Genomic DNA, 16,026 nt, shown 5'->3' with positions numbered 1-16,026 from the left:
CCCAACGGGTGTTCACCGCGTGTGGTCGAGCGCCATCTGCCAGGCCGCCCAGGCGGCTGCCCGACGGATCTCGGCGCGATCCCCCACGAACTGAAACCTGTCGACATGGCAACGCCCTCGCTCACCCGAAGATTCCCCGGAGAACGCGACGGCGACGTAACAGGTTCCGACGTCCTGGCCGTCCTGGATGGCGGGTCCTGCGACGCCAGTGGTGGCCACGGCGAGGTCTGCCGCGAAGAGGCGTACGGCACCGTGAGCCATCTCGAGAGCGACGTCGGCGTCGACAGCACCGCGCTCACGCAGCAGGTCCGCATCGACGCCGAGCACCGCGGCCTTGGTGGGCGTCGCGTAGGTCGCGGCTCCCCCGCGCAGCACGGCGCTGGCGCCGGGAACGTCGGCGATACCCGCGCTCACGAGGCCGGCGGTGAGGGACTCGGCCGTGGCGATCGTCAGGCCACGGTCACGCAGCTGCTCGACGAGACGCGTCGCGAGATCGGCCGAGTCGTTCTCGGTCACGGCGCGTCGGTCCTGCTCGCTCATGACTGCGTCGAGCGCGCCCGCGCCGTCCGGGCGCTCTCACGTCGCAGCTTGGCGGCGCGGAAGAAGTAGTCGATGCCTGTCGCGACGGTGACGACGATGGCGGCCGCCATGACGACCCATGCCCCGATGTGGCCCCAGTCCGGAAGCGGCAGGACGAAGAGCCCGGCGGCGAGCGCCTGCAGGGCTGTCTTCAGCTTGCCGCCGTGACTCGCGGGCATCACGCCGTGACGGATGACGACGAAGCGCAGCGCGGTGATGGCGAGCTCGCGGGCGAGCACGACGATCGTGGCCCACCACGGCAGCACGTCGATGATCGACAGCCCGATGAAGGCCATGCCCATGAGCGCCTTGTCGGCGATCGGGTCCATGAGCTTGCCGAACTCGGTCTCGAGGCCGCGGGATCGGGCGATCTGGCCGTCGATGCGGTCGGTGATCGAGGCGACGACGAACAGGACGAACGCGATGATGCGGTAGGTGGTGTTCTCACCGCCGTCGGCGAGCAGGAACCAGGCGAAGAACGGTACGAGGGCGATACGGCCCATCGTGAGAACGTTCGCGAGGTTCCAGGTGCTGACGGGCTTGCGCGCCGCGGTGGGCGTCTCGGTCTCGTGATCGCTCATCCGCTTCACCGCACCTCGGCGACGAGGTCGATGCCTTCGGTGGCGACGACCTCGACGCTCACCATGTCGCCGGTGGCGAGGGGGCGCTCGTCGCTCGTCTCGACGTAGGTGACGCCGTCGACGTCGGGGCCCTGCTGTCCGGCGCGGCCGACGAAGCGCAGTTCGCCGTCCTCGTCCTCCGCCTCGACGAGGACGTCGAGGCGTTCTCCGACGCGCTCCTCGGCTCGCTGGAGGTTGAGTTCCTCGGTGAGCGTACGGAAGTGCTCGAGGCGGGCTTCGATCTCGTCCGTGGGTAGCTTGTCCGCGTAGCTCTCGGCCTCGGTGCCGTCCTCGTCGGAGTAACCGAAGACACCGACGACGTCGAGACGCGCGGCGACGAGGAACTGCTCGAGTTCCTCGAGATCCTTCTCGGTCTCGCCGGGGAAGCCGACGATGACGTTCGAGCGGATGCCGGCGTTCGGCGTGCGGCGGCGCACGTCGTCGAGGAGCGTGAGGAACGACTCGCGGTCACCGAAGCGGCGCATCGTGCGCAGGAGCGGCCCGGAGGCGTGCTGGAAGGAGATGTCGTAGTACGGCGCGACGCCGGGCGTGTTCGCCATGACGTCGAGCAGGTCGGGTCGGATTTCCGCAGGCTGCAGGTACGACACACGCACACGCTCGATGCCGTCGATGGCGGTGAGTTCGGGAAGCATGGTGTCGAGCAGACGCAGGTCGCCGAGGTCCTTGCCGTACGACGTCGAGTTCTCCGAGACGAGGAAGACCTCCTTGACGTCGTGCTCCGCGAGCCAACGCGCTTCGGCGAGAACGTCGGAGGGACGGCGGGACAGGAACGCGCCGCGGAAGGCCGGGATGGCGCAGAACGCGCACCGTCGGTCGCAACCGCTCGCGATTTTGAGCGGGGCCCACGGGCGACCGTCGAGGCGGGCGCGGATGACGCGCGGCGTACTGACGGGCGAGGCGACTTCCACGTCGGAGGGCTCGAGCGTCGGAGCGTCGCCGTGGCCAGGCAGCGCGAGGCCGGAGGCTCCCTCCTGACGCTTGGCCGGCGAGATCGGCAGTAACTTACGACGGTCCCCTGGCGTGTGGGCCTCCGGCTTGTGGCCGTTGAGCACGGCAGTGAGGTGGGAGCTCATGTCGGAGTAGGAGTCGAAGCCGAGCACGGCGTCCGCCTCGGGAAGCTGCTCCGCGAGCTGGTTGCCGTAACGCTCGGCGAGGCAGCCGACGGCGACGACGGCCTGCGTGCGGCCCGAATCCTTGAGGTCGTTCGCCTCGAGGAGAGCGTCGATGGAGTCCTTCTTCGCCTGCTCGACGAAGCCACACGTGTTCACGACGGCGACGTCGGCCTGAGCGGCGTCGTCGACGAGGGTCCAGCCCTCGGCCGAGAGGCGACCGGCCAGTTCCTCGGAGTCGACCTCGTTCCGTGCGCACCCGAGGGTGACGACGGCGACGCTTCGTGAGGGGGCGGAAGTCATGGCACCGAGTGTAGTGGCGCACCGTCACCGCGCCCGACGACGCGCGGGGTGCCACCTATGCTGAGCGCTGTGTATGACGCGCCACTGACCACTGCTCCGTTGCTCCTGTCGCTCGTACTCGCAGCCTCGGGGGTGGCCAAGCTCGTGGACCGCGAGACGGTCGGTGAAGCGTTTGTCAGCCTGCGTCTTCCCAGCGCGCTGACTCGGCTGAAGGCACCCACGCTGCTGCCGTTCGCGGAACTAATGCTCGCGCTGGCACTTCTCGTGACGTCAGGAGCGCTCGCCGTCGTCGTCGCCCTCGTCGCGCTCGCGGTGTTCGTCGCGTACCTCGTCGTCATCGTGCGAGCTCTGGGCTTCGACGAGCCGGTGAACTGCTCGTGCTTCGGCAAGCTGGGTCTCGGGACGGTCGACCGTTTCACCGCCGTGCGCAACGCGGTGCTCGTCGCCCTGGCGCTCGTCACGCTCTACGACGCGACACGCGGGCGCAGCGTCGTGTCGCGGTTCGCCGACTTCGACGGCGAGGCCTGGGCCTGGCTCCTCGCCGTGCTCGTCGGCATCGTGCTCACGTGGCTCATCGCGGGCCACCGCGGCGGGCAGGAAGCGTCTGCGCCCAGCGACGCGGGCGACGACTATGTGCGTCAACCCATCCCCTACGCCGTGCTGCGCACCCGCGAGGACGCCGGCGTCACCCTGCGCGAGATGGCCTACAGCAACCCTGTCCTCCTGCTCCTCGTCTCGCCGCACTGCGGTTCGTGCCTCCCCGTGATCGAGCGGGCCCGTACGTGGCAGCACAAGCACGAGAACCTGCGCACCGTTATCGTGCTGAGCGGCGACCCGGACGAACCCACCGGACTGCAGGACGAAGGCGACTTCGACGTGATGTTCGACCCGTCCTTCGAGATCGGCCGCCTGTTCGCAGGCGGCAACCCGACCGCCGTCCTGCTGGGCGCCGACGGAATGCTCGCCGGCGGTCCGGTGAGCAGCAAGGGCAACGTCCTGGAGCTCCTCGACGAGATCAGCGAAGAACTGTCGGCCGTCGAACAGCCTGCGGCCGATGACGACGCGGCCGCTGAGGACGCTCCCGACGCGTCTGTGACGCAGACGTCCCTCGAGACGCCGCCAGCCCTCGCGACACCGGCTCCCGTGGTCCAGTCATCCCCCGCTCCCGCCGTCGACGACGCTGCCGACCTCCCGGTGACCGACACCGGTGTGGCCGAGACCCAAGACGTCGTCGAAGACGACGAGTACGTCACACGCCCGACGCCCTACGCGCTGTTCACCGACGGCACCGGCACGAAGGTCTCGCTCTTGGACATCGGCCGGGCCGGGCCGACCGTGTTGCTCTACGTCAGCACCGGATGCGGGTCGTGCAAGGAGGTACTGAACTCCGTCGCCACGTGGCAGGCCTCGCTGCGCGGCGTTCCCATCTTCTGCATCGTCGGCCACGAGGCCGAGGTCGAGCGGCTGGCGCCGTACGGCATCGAACCGAACCGCGCGCTCATCGACGAGCCGCGCGCCGTCGCGACGATGATGCGCCTCGGCACGCCATCGCTGTTCGCCATCGGTCCCGACGAGCACCTCCTCGCCGGCCCGGTGAGCGGCCAGGTCGACATCACGGCAACGATGGAGGCGATCATAGGCGAGGTCAGGGCGGTGCGCCCCGAGGACGCCGGTGACGACCAAGCTGACGGCACGCCGGTCTGAGGCGAGACGGGCCACGCCCCGCGAAGCAGACAGAACGACGGCGCCGCACCTATCGGGTGCGGCGCCGTCGTCGTTGCCTGTGTTCTCCGTCAGCGGCCGTTCTGCGTCAGTTCCCAGGCGTCCTCGGAGCCGTCGCCGCCGTCGTGACCGTCGTAGTACTGCTCGCCCGGTTCGTCGAGATCGCCCTGCGCCTGGGCGACGAGGTCGACCGGACCGCCGTCGGCGCCGCTGGCCACGGCATCGTCCGGAACGTCCTCGCCCTTGAGCAGCGCGAGCGTCATGGGGAGGTCGTCGGGCTTGACGAGCACGTCGCGGGCCTTGGAGCCCTCCGAGGGGCCGACGATCGCACGCGACTCGAGCAGGTCCATGAGGCGACCGGCCTTGGCGAAGCCGACGCGCAGCTTGCGCTGCAGCATCGAGGTCGAACCGAACTGCGTCGTGATGACGAGCTCGGCCGCCTGCAGCAACACGTCGAGGTCGTCACCGATGTCCTCGTCGTTCTCCTTCTTGGGCGCCGTCTGCTGAACGTCCTCGCGGTAGTTGGGCGCGAGCTGAGCCTTGACGTGCGCGACGACGCCGTGGATCTCCGACTCGTTGACCCACGCGCCCTGCACACGCATCGGCTTGCTCGCGCCCATCGGCAGGAAGAGCGCGTCACCCTGACCGAGGAGCTTCTCGGCGCCGGGCTGGTCGAGCACGACGCGGCTGTCGGCGAGCGACGACGTCGCGAACGCCAGACGCGACGGCACGTTGGCCTTGATGATGCCGGTGACGACATCGACCGACGGGCGCTGCGTCGCGAGGATGAGGTGGATACCGGCGGCACGCGCGAGCTGCGTGATGCGCTGGATCGAGGCCTCGACGTCACGCGGCGCGACGAGCATGAGGTCCGCCAACTCGTCGACGACGACGAGGAGGTACGGGTACGGCGCGAGCTTGCGCTTGCTGTCCGGCGGGAGGGTCACCTTGCCCGCACGCACGGCCTTGTTGAACTCGTCGATGTGCTTGTATCCGAACGCGGCGAGGTCGTCGTAGCGCGCGTCCATCTCGCGCACGACCCAGTCGAGAGCCTCGGCGGCCTTCTTCGGGTTCGTGATGATCGGCGTGATGAGGTGCGGGATGCCCTCGTACGCCGTCAGCTCGACGCGCTTGGGGTCGACGAGCACCATGCGCACCTCTTCGGGCGTGGCCCGCATGAGGAGTGAGGTGATCATCGAGTTGACGAAGCTCGACTTACCGGCACCGGTGGCACCGGCGACGAGCATGTGCGGCATCTTCGCGAGGTTGGCCACGACGTAGCCACCCTCGACGTCCTTACCGACACCCATGACCATCGGGTGGTGATTGTTGCGGGCCGCCTGGCTGCGCAGCACGTCACCGAGGCTGACAAGTTCCTTGTCGGCGTTCGGGATCTCGATACCGATGGCCTTCTTGCCCGGGATGGGCGACAGGATGCGCACGTCGGCGCTGGCCACGGCGTAGGCGATGTTCTTGCTCAGACCCGTGACGCGGTCGACCTTGACGCCGGGGCCGAGCTCGACCTCGTAACGCGTGACCGTCGGGCCGCGGGTGAAACCGGAGACGACGGCGTCGATGCCGAACTGGTCGAGCACCTCGGTGAGCGCGTCGACGACGCGGTCGTTCGCGGCCGAACGCTCCTTGGGCGGCGTGCCCTCCTCGAGGAGGGTCGACTCGGGCAGCGTGTACGTGATGTCGCCGGCGAGGGCGAGCTGCTCGACGCGCTGTGGGAGCTGCTCCGTCGGCTGAGCCTCGACCTGACGTTGAGGCACCTCGGCGGCCGGGCGCTGCGCCGTCTCCTGGCGGGCTGCGGCGGCCTTGGGCGATTCGCCCGGACGCTGCTTGGAGCCACCGGCCGTCTCGACGGCGGCGGTGTCGGCCTCGTCCGTGGTGGCCGGGCGTGACGTGGTCGCACGCGAGCCGCGGGCCCGAGCCAGAGCTGCCGCGCCGGCCGACGTGGCGCGCTCGCCCTCGTCGGCGGAGCCGTCCGCCGGGTCGCCGCCTTCGATCGTGTCGATGTCGTAGATCTGCTGCTCGCCGCGCTGACGACCGAGGGGCTTGCGCGAGCCACGCCCGCGACCGCGCGGACCGCGGCCGACGACCTCTGCTGCCTGCTCGTACGGCTCGTCGCCGTGGTGCACGTCGGCGGCGCGGCGGGGTGCTCCGCCGCGCGCACGGTTGCCGATGTCGGCGCCGTGCAGGTCGTCGGCGACGGCGTCGCGCTGGGCGTAGTCGCGCTCCTCGGTCGGAGCGTGACCACCGAAGATCGTGGCCTCAACCTCACGCAGACGCTGAGGGATGCGGTTGACCGGCGTGCGCGTCAGCACGAGGAAACCGAAGAACGACACGAGGCCGAGGATGACGCCGGCGCCCCAGAGCGTCAGGCCTGCGGCCAGCGGGCCACCGGAGATGACGCCGAGCACTCCGCCGGCGTCACGCACGGCGTCGACGTCACCCGCGGCCGGGCGTCCGCCGACGAGGTGAGCGATACCGGTGGAGCCGAGGGCGAGGATGCCGAGACCGATCGACATGCGGTGGGTGGGCTGGTGGCCGCGCGGGTGGCGGAACATGTGTAGACCCATGCCGATGAACACGACAGGCAGGACGTAGGCGATGACGCCGAACGTTCCCGCGGCGACGGCGTGGACGATGTCACCGAACATGCCGGGCAGGTTCCACCACTCGCGCGCCGCGACAACGATGCCGAGGGCGAGGAGGAAGAAGCCGATGCCGTCGCGACGGTGCTCCGGCTCGAGTTCGGCAGCGCTGGCGCCGACACGACGCACGGTGCCGCCGGCGACGTGGGAAACCCCCATCCAGGCGCCACGAGCAGCACGGCTGGAGGCCGACGGGCCCTGCTGAGCCGAGCTCGAACCGCGCCCCTTGCCGGGCGCGCTCTTGGAGGGCGCCTGCTTGCGGGGCGCGTTCTTCGCCGGGGTGGTGCGGGCGCGCGAGGAGGTGGTGCTCCGACTGTTCGGGGCACTCTTCTTCGCTACGAGAACGCTGTCGTTCGGGGGTGTTTTCCGTGTCGCCACCCGGCCAGATTACGGGAGAAGGGGCGCAGTTCTTCGGCCCCACGCCGGGGACCGCACGACGATCTGTCGGCCCCGAGGGGCGGCGTGAACAGCGAGTCGCATCTCACCATCCGGGCGACCTCGGGCACATTCGTGGACGGTACGAGGAGTCGCATGTCAAGGTGTTGCTCGGTCACGAGTTCCAGCGCACAGCCCCGGCTTGCTGGACGGCAACCCTCCACCGCGGTGGGGTGCTCCGGGTGACGACCTGGCTGCGTGCGACCGCACGCAGCAAGCGCGGGTTCGCGACGCTTCTCGTCGGGCGGACCCCTGACGAAGGAGTCTCCTCATGAGTTCTGTCCTTTCGACGCTCGCTGCGACCCGTCAGCCGAAGTCGTTGCCCGCTTCCCTTTCTGCTGTTCGGACGAGCGCCCGCGCCACCCCTGCAACCGTCTCTGACGGTGTCGGTGTGCCGACCTTGCACCACACGGTCGTCGAGTTCGCGAACCTCGATCACGGTGCCACCGCTCCTGCCCTCGTGGGCGTTGCCGAGGCTGCGGAGCGCATCCTGCGCACCTACGGCTCGGTTCATCGCGGGGCGGGGTACGCCTCGCGTCTGACGACCGGCTGGTTCGAGGAGGCGCGTTCGGAGGTGGCGCACTTCGTCGGTCTCGGCGAGGACAGCCACGTCGTCTTCACACGCAACACCACGGATGCGCTGGCTCTGCTCGCCCACGTCCTGCCCGACAACGCTCAGGTCTTCGTCTTCGAATCCGTGCACCACGCGGCGCTCCTCCCCTGGCCCGCCGAGCGCACGACGCGACTGTCGGTGCCGTCCTCCCCCGAGGCTGCGATCGCCACCGTCGACGCCGCGCTCTCCCGCTTCCGCGCGACATCGGATGCTCCCGCGCTCGTCGTCATCACGGGTGCGTGCAACGTGACCGGGGAGATCTGGCCGATCGGTGAACTGGCCGCCGTCGCGCGCTCCCACGGGGCACGGTCGGTCGTCGATGCGGCGCAGCTGGCTCCGCACCGCGTCATCGACGTCGCCGCGTGGGGCGTCGACTACGTCGCGTTCTCGGGTCACAAGATGTATGCCCCGTACGGCGCCGGCGTTCTCGCGGGTCGCGCCGACTGGCTGGATGCGGCCGATCCGTACCTCCCGGCCGGCGGTGCGAGCAAGCGGGTGACAACGGACGACGTCGAGTGGTCCGAAGGCCCGGCACGGCACGAGGGCGGCACGCCGAACGCCGTCGGCGCGATCGCTCTCGCGGCGGCCGCGGCGAAGCTGCGCGCTCACAGTCACGCGATCGAGAACCACGAGCACCGTGTTCACGGCATCATCCGGGACGGGTTGAGCGCGCTGCCGGGTGTGAAGATTCTTCACGTGCTCGGCTCCGACGACGAGCCTGTCGACGGTGTCGGCGTCACGACGTTCACGGTCGACGGGTACGACCCGACGCTCGTGGCTCAGGTGCTCGCGGACGAGCACGGCATTGCGGTGCGCGACGGCCGCTTCTGTGCGCATCTGCTGTGTGACGAGCGGCTCGGCAAGGGCGCGACGGCGGTGCGCGCCTCCATCGGCCTCGCGACGACGGTGGAGCATGCGCACCGTCTCGTCGCGGCGGTGCGTGCGCTCGTGGAGCGCGGCCCGGCGTTCGACTACGTGCACACGCCGGGCATCGGCTGGGCACCGGTGGGTGACGAGCGGGATCTGAGCGAGCCCCGCCCCTGGTGACGGACGGCTCGGGCCGCCGGTTCTGGGGACCGGCGGCCCGAGTCATTCGCAATGGCCTTGCCCGGAGGATGCCCGGAAGGAGTGCCGAGAAGGGCACCAACACGCCCGGTTGCCCGGGCCCGCGTCCGACCGTCAAGTGACTACCCAGACGCCACCATGGCTTGGCGGGCGGAAATCGCGCCGACCACGGGCTGGTGACAGCCATACGAAAGCCGCCCACCCCGAGAAGTGGACGGCCGCGTGCCGCACCGAGACAGGCCCGCCAGGGCCTGGCCGGACGACGCGCCGAACAATGCAGCGGTGTGGTTTCACGCGCAGGGAAGGCCGAGCTTGCGAGGCCCATCCCTGCGCGTGAAACCACACCGCGACCGATTGTTCTGAACGCTCCGCCGGCGCGAAGCGCCGGCTACGCGTTCAGAACAATCGGAATGATCATCGGCCGACGGCGCAGCTTGCCACCGACGAACCCGCCGACGGTGCGGCGGATGACCTGCTGGAGCTGGTGGGTGTCGGTGATGCCCTTGCCGCGGGCGTCGGCGAGGGCCTGCTCGATCTTGGGGCGGATGCGTTCGAAGACCTCGTCGCCTTCGGCGAATCCGCGGGTGCGGATGTCGGGGCCGGCGACGATCTCTCCGGTGGAGGCGTTGCGGACGACGGTGATGGTGATGAAGCCTTCGTCGCGCAGGACGCGGCGGTCCTTGAGCATGTCTTCGTCGGTGGTGCCGACAAGGGAGCCGTCGACGTAGACGTAACCGACGGGCACGGCGCCGGTGATGGCGGCCTTGCCGTCGACGAGGTCGACGACGACGCCATTCTCGGCGAGGAGCACCTGCTCGGCGGGCACTCCGGTGGCTGCGGCGAGCTTGCCGTTGGCCACGAGGTGGCGCCATTCGCCGTGGATCGGCATGACGTTCTTCGGCTTGACGATGTTGTAGCAGTAGAGCAACTCGCCGGCGGAGGCGTGACCGGAGACGTGCACCATGGCGTTGCCCTTGTGCACGACGTTGGCGCCGAGGCGCATGAGGCCGTTGATGAGGCCGTAGACGGCGTTCTCGTTGCCGGGGATGAGCGAGCTGGCCATGAGGATGGTGTCGCCGGGGCCGACGTCGATGCGGTGGTCGCGGTTGGCCATGCGGGCGAGGGCGGCCATGGGCTCACCCTGGGAGCCGGTGCAGATGAGAACGACCTTGTCGTCCTCGAGCTGGTCGAGCTTCTTGACGTCGACGAGCACGTTGTCGGGCACCTTGAGGTAGCCGAGGTCGGCGGCGATCGTCATGTTGCGCACCATGGAGCGGCCGACCATGGCGACCTTGCGGCCGTACAGTTCGGCGGCGTCGAGCACCTGCTGGACGCGGTGCACGTGCGAGGAGAAGCAGGCCACGATGATGCGGCGCTCGGCGCGCTCGAAGACGCGCTCGATGGCGGGCGTGATGTCCTTCTCCGGCGTGGTGAAGCCGGGCACCTCGGCGTTCGTCGAGTCCGTGAGGAACAGGTCGACGCCCTCCTCACCAAGGCGGGCGAAGGCGCGCAGGTCGGTGATGCGCCCGTCGAGCGGCAGCTGGTCCATCTTGAAGTCGCCGGTGCCGAGGATCGTTCCGCCGCCGGTGCGCACGAAGACGGCCAGGGCGTCGGGGATGGAGTGGTTGACGGCGACGAACTCGCAGTCGAACGGGCCGATCTGCTCGCGCTGACCTTCCTTGACCGCCATCGTGTACGGGCGGATGCGGTGCTCCTTGAGCTTCGCCTCGATGAGCGCGAGGGTCAGCGTCGAGCCGATGAGCGGGATGTCGCTCTTCATGCGCAGCAGGTACGGCACGGCGCCGATGTGGTCCTCGTGGCCGTGCGTGAGCACGATGGCCTCGATGTCGTCGAGGCGATCCTTGATGTACTCGAAGTCCGGGAGGATGAGGTCGACGCCGGGGTGGTCCTCGGGGAAGAGCACGCCGCAGTCGATGATGAGCAGTCGACCCTCGTACTCGACGACGGTCATGTTGCGCCCGACCTCGCCGAGGCCTCCGAGGGCGACGACGCGGACGCCGTTCTTGGCCAGGGCGGGCGGTGCGCTCAGTTCGAGTGCGGTGTCGTTCACGAAAGTCCCGATTCGCTCAGGCCTTCGCGCAGGCGCGCACGCATGTCGTCCGTGGCGGGCAGCAGCGGAAGGCGGATGAAGTCACTGTCGATGACACCCTTGTCGGCCATGGCGGCCTTGGCCATGATGGCGCCCTGCGAGGTGTTCATCAGGGCGTCGATGGCCGGGATGAGCCGGGTGTGCAGCTCACGGGCGCGGGTCAGGTCGCCGGCGTCCACGGCGTCGATCATGGCGCGGAACTCGTTACCGGCGACGTGTCCGACGACGGAGACGAGACCGACGGCGCCGAGGCTGAGCCAGATGAGGTTGGAGACGTCGTCACCGGAGTACCAGAGCAGGTCGGTCTCGTTCATGAGCTTGGTCGCCTCGAAGAAGTCGCCCTTGGCGTCCTTCACGGCGAGCATCTGGTCAATCTTGGCCAGTTCACGGATCGTGTCGCTCGCGAGCGGCGTGCCCGTGCGGCCCGGAATGTCGTACGCCATCGCGGGCAGATCGGTGGCACCGACAACGGCTTTGAAGTGTTCGACGATGCCGACCTGCGTCGGCTTGTTGTAGTACGGAGTCACGACGAGCACGGCGTCGGCGCCGACGGCCGCGAGCGCCTTGGCCGCGCGCACCGAGTGTGCGGTGTCGTTCGTTCCGACGCCTGCGGTGACGGCGCAGCGGTCACCGACGGCGTCGACGACGGCGCGGACGGTCTCGACGTTCTCCTCGTCCGTGGTCGTCGCGGACTCACCGGTGGTGCCGTTGACGACGAGGCCGTCGTGTCCGTTGTCGACGAGGTGGTTCGCGAGGCGAGCCACACCCTCGTAGTCGATGGAGCCGTCAGGTTTCATCGGTGTGACCATGGCCGTGACCATGCGTCCGAAAGGTGTCGTCGTCATGCGCCCCAGGCTAATGCACGGCCTCCGGCTGTGGCCCGAAGCCTCGCGCGAGGCAGTCCGGCACTCGACACGGGCACGGCTGTGTGGGTGCAGCGCCGTACAGTGACCGGGTGCAGCAGTATCTCGACCTCCTCACGCGCATCCTCGACGAAGGCGCCGTCAAGGGCGATCGCACCGGTACCGGCACCCGCAGCGTGTTCGGCCACCAGATGCGCTTCGATCTGTCCCAGGGCTTTCCCGTCACCACGACGAAGAAACTTCACCTGCGTTCGGTCTTCGGTGAACTCCTGTGGTTCCTGCGCGGTGACACCAACGTCGGCTGGCTGCACGAACGCGGCATCTCGATCTGGGACGAGTGGGCCGACGAGTTCGGCGACCTCGGCCCGATCTACGGCCACCAGTGGCGCAGCTGGCCCACCCCGGACGGCCGGCAGGTCGACCAGTTGGCGCAGGTCGTCGAGGCGATCAGGACGAACCCGAACAGCCGACGTCACATCGTCTCCGCGTGGAACGTCGCCGACGTCGACGACATGGCCCTGCCGCCGTGCCACACGATGTTCCAGTTCTACGTCGCCGACGGGAAGCTCTCGTGCGGCCTCTACCAGCGCAGCGCCGACGTGTTCCTCGGTGTGCCGTTCAACATCGCGAGCTACGCGCTGCTCACGCACATGGTGGCGCAGGTGACCGACCTCGAGGTCGGCGACTTCGTCCACACCCTCGGCGACGCGCACCTGTACTCCAACCACCTCGAGCAGGCGCAGCTGCAGCTGACGCGTACGCCGAAACCGCTGCCGCGCCTCGTGCTCAACCCCGAGATTCGCGACATCGACGGCTTCGACCTCGACGACATCCGCCTCGAGGGCTACGAGGCCGACCCCACGATCAAGGCACCGATCGCGGTCTGACCGCACCGAAACACCCCTCGCCGGCTCCCGACCCGGCGCGTTCGAAGGAACCGACGTGAGCCACCTGACATCCATCGCCGCCGTCGCGCGCAACGGCGTCATCGGCGCCGACGGAGACATGGTCTGGAACATCCCGGAGGACTTCAAACACTTCAAGCGCACGACGATGGGGCACCCGATGATCATGGGGCGCACCACGTTCGAGGGCATGGGTGCGTTGCCCGGCCGCCGCTCGATCGTCGTCACGCGCAACCCGGAGTACGCACCGAACCTCACCAAGGGCGACGACGTCGTCGTCGTGCACTCGCTCGACGAGGCGCTCGAGGAGGTCGCCGGCGAGGACGCCTTCGTCGTCGGTGGCGCACAGATCTACGAGGCCGCGATGGACGAGGTGACACACCTGCTCATCAGCGAGATCCCCCTCGAGCCCGAGGGCGATGCCCACTTCCCCACCATCGACCCGAAGCACTGGCGCGAGAGCGACCGCGACCCGCGCGATGGCTTCACCGTCGTCACGTACGAACGGCGCGAAGCATGACGCCCGACGAGCGGCGCGACGAGGTCGGGCCGGCCGTGGGTCACGGGGAACACGGCCACGGACAACACGGCAATGGACAACACGGCGGTGGGCAACACGACGTGGACGGCCGACACGACGGCCCCGTGGACGCGCTCCACGAGGACGAGGGTGCGGTCAAGAAGGACTCGATCTCACTGGCCGTCGCCACCGGCGTCTACGGCATCAGCTTCGGGGCTCTCGCCATCGCGGCGGGCCTCAACACGTGGCAGGCGATGGCGCTGTCGCTCCTGCTCTTCTCGGGCGGTTCGCAGTTCGCCGTCGTCGGAGTTCTCGGTGCCGGCGGCACGGGCGCATCCGCCGTCGCGACCTCGACGCTCCTCGGTGTGCGCAACTCCATCTACGGCCTGCAGCTGAACGCGATCCTGCGCCCCCGCGGTCTCAAGCGTGTCGTCGCTGCGCAATTGACGATCGACGAATCCGCCGCCATGGCCGTCGGTCGCCCGACGGCGAAGCTGTCGGGCGTCGGTTTCTGGTGGACCGGCCTCGGCGTGTACCTGCTCTGGAACTCCATGACGTTCGTCGGCACCATCGCGGGCAACGCCATGGGCGATCCGAAGAAGTACGGCCTCGACGCCGCAGCGGTCGGTGCGTTCCTCGCCCTGCTGTGGCCGCGCCTCGGCACGCTCCAGGGCAAGCTGACGGCCGGGCTCGCGGCCGTCATCGCCCTCGGCCTCTCCCCCGTCACCCAGGCCGGCCTGCCGGTGCTCGCCACCGTCGTCGCGGCCATCGCGGTCGGCCTGTGGTGGTCGACACGCACGGACGAGGTGCCGACGCTGCCGAGTGACGACGCCACCGAGGAAGGGGCGGGCGCATGAGCACCTGGACCACCGTTCTGCTCGCGAGCGGCCTGTCGTTCGTCCTCAAGTTCATCGGCTACCTCGTGCCGCCGAAGTACCTCGAAGGCAAGAAGACGTCGAACGTCGTCGCCCTGTTCCCCGTCGCGTTGCTGACGGGACTCGTGTGCGTTCAGGCGTTCGTCGGTGACCACGGCAAGCTGGTGCTCGACGCTCACGCCGCCGCCGCGCTCGCCGCGGTCGTCGCGCTCCTGTTGCGCGCGCCGTTCATCGTCGTCGTCCTCGTGGCCGCCGCGACGGCCGCGCTCATCCGCTTGATCTGACCCGTCGACCGGCCCGGTCACGAACCGGCCCGGCGACGGAACGACACAACGAACGAACCCGGCCTCCCCCAAGGAGGGAAGGCCGGGTTCTTTCGTCGGCGTCACCGCTGACGGGAGTCGACAGGCGTCAGGCCGCCTTCGGCTGCACTTGGCGCTGTACGAGGTCGGTGACGTTCTGCGGCTTGCGCTCGAGCTTCGCGGCGAAGTCGTTGGGCAGCGACAGACGGATGATCGTCCACCACGCCGAGGCGACCTGGCGCGGCAGCGAGCCCGTGACGTACGACAGGCCGTAGCGCTCGCAGATGTCCTGCACGTCCTTGCTGATCTCCTCGTAGCGGTTGCTCGGCAGATCCGGGAACAGATGGTGCTCGATCTGGTAGCTCAGGTTGCCCGTGGCCACGTGCATCGCCTTCGAGCCCGAGATGTTCGCCGAGCCGAGCATCTGACGCAGGTACCAGTCGCCGCGGCTCTCGCCGACGATCGACTTCTTCGTGAAGGTCTCGACGCCGCTCGGGAAGTGACCGCACATGATGACGGAGTGCGTCCACAGGTTGCGCGTGAGGTTGGCGATGAAATTGGCCTTGATCGTCTGCTTGCCCGAACCGGTGAGCGCCGCGAGGAGCGGGTGGGCGACGTAGTCCTTCGTGAACTGCTCACGGATCTTGTGCAGCACCTTGCGGCTGTCACGTTGGAAGACGGCCTTGTCCTTGCGGCCCTTGAGGTACTTGCCGAGCTCGAGGTCGTACGCGGCGATGCCGTACTCGAAGAAACACGCGTTGATGAAGTTCCACGCCGGCTGGCCGAGGTAGAACGGCACCCACTTCTGGTCCTCGTCGACGCGCATGATCCCGTAGCCGAGGTCGTTGTCGCGGCCGATGACGTTCGTGTACGTGTGGTGCAGTTCGTTGTGCGAGTGCTTCCACAGGTCCGACGGCGACGCGTTGTCCCACTCCCACGTCGAGGAGTGGATCTTCGGGTCGCGCATCCAGTCCCACTGGCCGTGCATGACGTTGTGGCCGATCTCCATGTTCTCGAGGATCTTCGCGGCGGCCAGGCCGACCGTGCCGACGACGAACGCCGGCTTCTTCTTGGAGAACAGCAGCAGGGCGCGCGAGCCCATCTCGAGGTAGCGCTGGCCCTTGATCACGCCGCGGATGTACGCGGCGTCCTTCGCGCCCCGGCTCTCGATGATGCGGGCGCGCACGGCATCCAGCTCCTCGCCGAGGCGCTCGATGTCGCTGCGCGTGAGGTGTGCGACCGGGTTGACGTCCTTCTTCTGCATCGCGGTCATCGTGCGTCCTTTCGTAGGGGTGACGTGTGAGTCGTAAGGGTTCGGTGGGCGCCG

General features: G+C 68.9%; 13 protein-coding genes and 1 riboswitch. Of the genes, 6 read left to right on the top strand and 7 right to left on the bottom strand.

Annotated elements, in window-relative coordinates:
* Positions 1-12: 12 nt before the first annotated feature.
* The 3 genes from EVU97_RS01605 to rimO are packed head-to-tail and all read right to left on the bottom strand — an operon-like array spanning position 13 to position 2,632.
* A complete protein-coding gene (locus EVU97_RS01605; protein WP_129662948.1) occupies positions 13-540 on the bottom strand; it encodes a CinA family protein in 528 nt (175 codons plus the stop codon).
* Positions 537-1,160 (bottom strand): CDP-diacylglycerol--glycerol-3-phosphate 3-phosphatidyltransferase, encoded by a 624-nt coding sequence (pgsA, locus tag EVU97_RS01600; RefSeq protein ID WP_129662946.1) that lies wholly within the window; start codon positions 1,158-1,160, stop codon positions 537-539. Before pgsA ends, EVU97_RS01605 begins: the two co-directional genes overlap by 4 nt.
* A gap of 5 nt (positions 1,161-1,165) precedes the next feature.
* Positions 1,166-2,632 (bottom strand): 30S ribosomal protein S12 methylthiotransferase RimO, encoded by a 1,467-nt coding sequence (gene rimO, locus EVU97_RS01595; protein WP_129662944.1) that lies wholly within the window; start codon positions 2,630-2,632, stop codon positions 1,166-1,168.
* A gap of 69 nt (positions 2,633-2,701) precedes the next feature.
* On the opposite strand from rimO, the gene EVU97_RS01590 reads away from it, so the two are divergent.
* On the top strand, positions 2,702-4,336 hold the full coding sequence (locus EVU97_RS01590) for a MauE/DoxX family redox-associated membrane protein (protein ID WP_165357831.1): 1,635 nt from the start codon (positions 2,702-2,704) through the stop codon (positions 4,334-4,336).
* An 89-nt stretch (positions 4,337-4,425) separates the two neighbouring features.
* Here the strand turns inward: EVU97_RS01590 and EVU97_RS01585 are convergent, their stop codons facing one another.
* Positions 4,426-7,170 carry a DNA translocase FtsK gene (locus tag EVU97_RS01585; protein ID WP_205744845.1) on the bottom strand — a complete coding sequence of 915 codons (2,745 nt, stop codon included), beginning with the start codon at positions 7,168-7,170 and terminating at the stop codon, positions 4,426-4,428.
* Positions 7,171-7,559: 389 nt separating this feature from the next.
* A riboswitch (SAM riboswitch) is annotated at positions 7,560-7,672 on the top strand.
* A gap of 45 nt (positions 7,673-7,717) precedes the next feature.
* Between EVU97_RS01585 and EVU97_RS01580 the strand changes: the two genes are divergently transcribed.
* Positions 7,718-9,106, top strand: a complete 1,389-nt coding sequence (locus EVU97_RS01580) for an aminotransferase class V-fold PLP-dependent enzyme (protein ID WP_129662938.1) — start codon at positions 7,718-7,720, stop codon at positions 9,104-9,106.
* Between the two features lie 406 nt (positions 9,107-9,512).
* On the opposite strand, the gene EVU97_RS01575 is transcribed toward EVU97_RS01580, so the two are convergent.
* Together EVU97_RS01575 and dapA are read right to left on the bottom strand one after the other, a co-directional pair.
* The gene (locus EVU97_RS01575) at positions 9,513-11,195 is read right to left on the bottom strand and encodes a ribonuclease J (RefSeq protein ID WP_047311389.1); all 1,683 of its coding nucleotides are present in this window, start codon (positions 11,193-11,195) and stop codon (positions 9,513-9,515) included.
* A complete protein-coding gene (gene dapA / locus EVU97_RS01570) occupies positions 11,192-12,079 on the bottom strand; it encodes a 4-hydroxy-tetrahydrodipicolinate synthase (RefSeq protein ID WP_129662936.1) in 888 nt (295 codons plus the stop codon). The genes EVU97_RS01575 and dapA overlap by 4 nt, the downstream gene beginning before the upstream one ends.
* A gap of 110 nt (positions 12,080-12,189) precedes the next feature.
* Between dapA and EVU97_RS01565 the strand changes: the two genes are divergently transcribed.
* Genes EVU97_RS01565 through EVU97_RS01550 form a run of 4 tightly spaced genes read left to right on the top strand, consistent with a single transcriptional unit; the run spans position 12,190 to position 14,681 of the window.
* The gene (locus EVU97_RS01565; protein WP_118913073.1) at positions 12,190-12,984 is read left to right on the top strand and encodes a thymidylate synthase; all 795 of its coding nucleotides are present in this window, start codon (positions 12,190-12,192) and stop codon (positions 12,982-12,984) included.
* 55 nt (positions 12,985-13,039) lie between these two features.
* Positions 13,040-13,522, top strand: coding sequence for a dihydrofolate reductase (locus EVU97_RS01560; protein ID WP_047311386.1), 483 nt, complete (start codon positions 13,040-13,042; stop codon positions 13,520-13,522).
* Complete coding sequence (locus EVU97_RS01555; protein WP_129662934.1) at positions 13,519-14,379, top strand: AzlC family ABC transporter permease; 861 nt, start codon at positions 13,519-13,521, stop codon at positions 14,377-14,379. The genes EVU97_RS01560 and EVU97_RS01555 overlap by 4 nt, the downstream gene beginning before the upstream one ends.
* Complete coding sequence (locus tag EVU97_RS01550) at positions 14,376-14,681, top strand: AzlD domain-containing protein (protein WP_129662932.1); 306 nt, start codon at positions 14,376-14,378, stop codon at positions 14,679-14,681. Before EVU97_RS01555 ends, EVU97_RS01550 begins: the two co-directional genes overlap by 4 nt.
* A 127-nt stretch (positions 14,682-14,808) precedes the next feature.
* Here the strand turns inward: EVU97_RS01550 and EVU97_RS01545 are convergent, their stop codons facing one another.
* Positions 14,809-15,972, bottom strand: a complete 1,164-nt coding sequence (locus EVU97_RS01545) for an acyl-CoA desaturase (protein ID WP_129662930.1) — start codon at positions 15,970-15,972, stop codon at positions 14,809-14,811.
* Positions 15,973-16,026 lie beyond the last annotated feature (54 nt).

Source organism: Dermacoccus sp. 147Ba (assembly GCF_004151355.1).
GTDB classification, from domain to species: domain Bacteria; phylum Actinomycetota; class Actinomycetes; order Actinomycetales; family Dermatophilaceae; genus Dermacoccus; species Dermacoccus abyssi.
The sequence above is the reverse complement of the archived record's forward strand: the minus strand, read 5'-3'. Positions and strand labels throughout refer to the sequence as shown.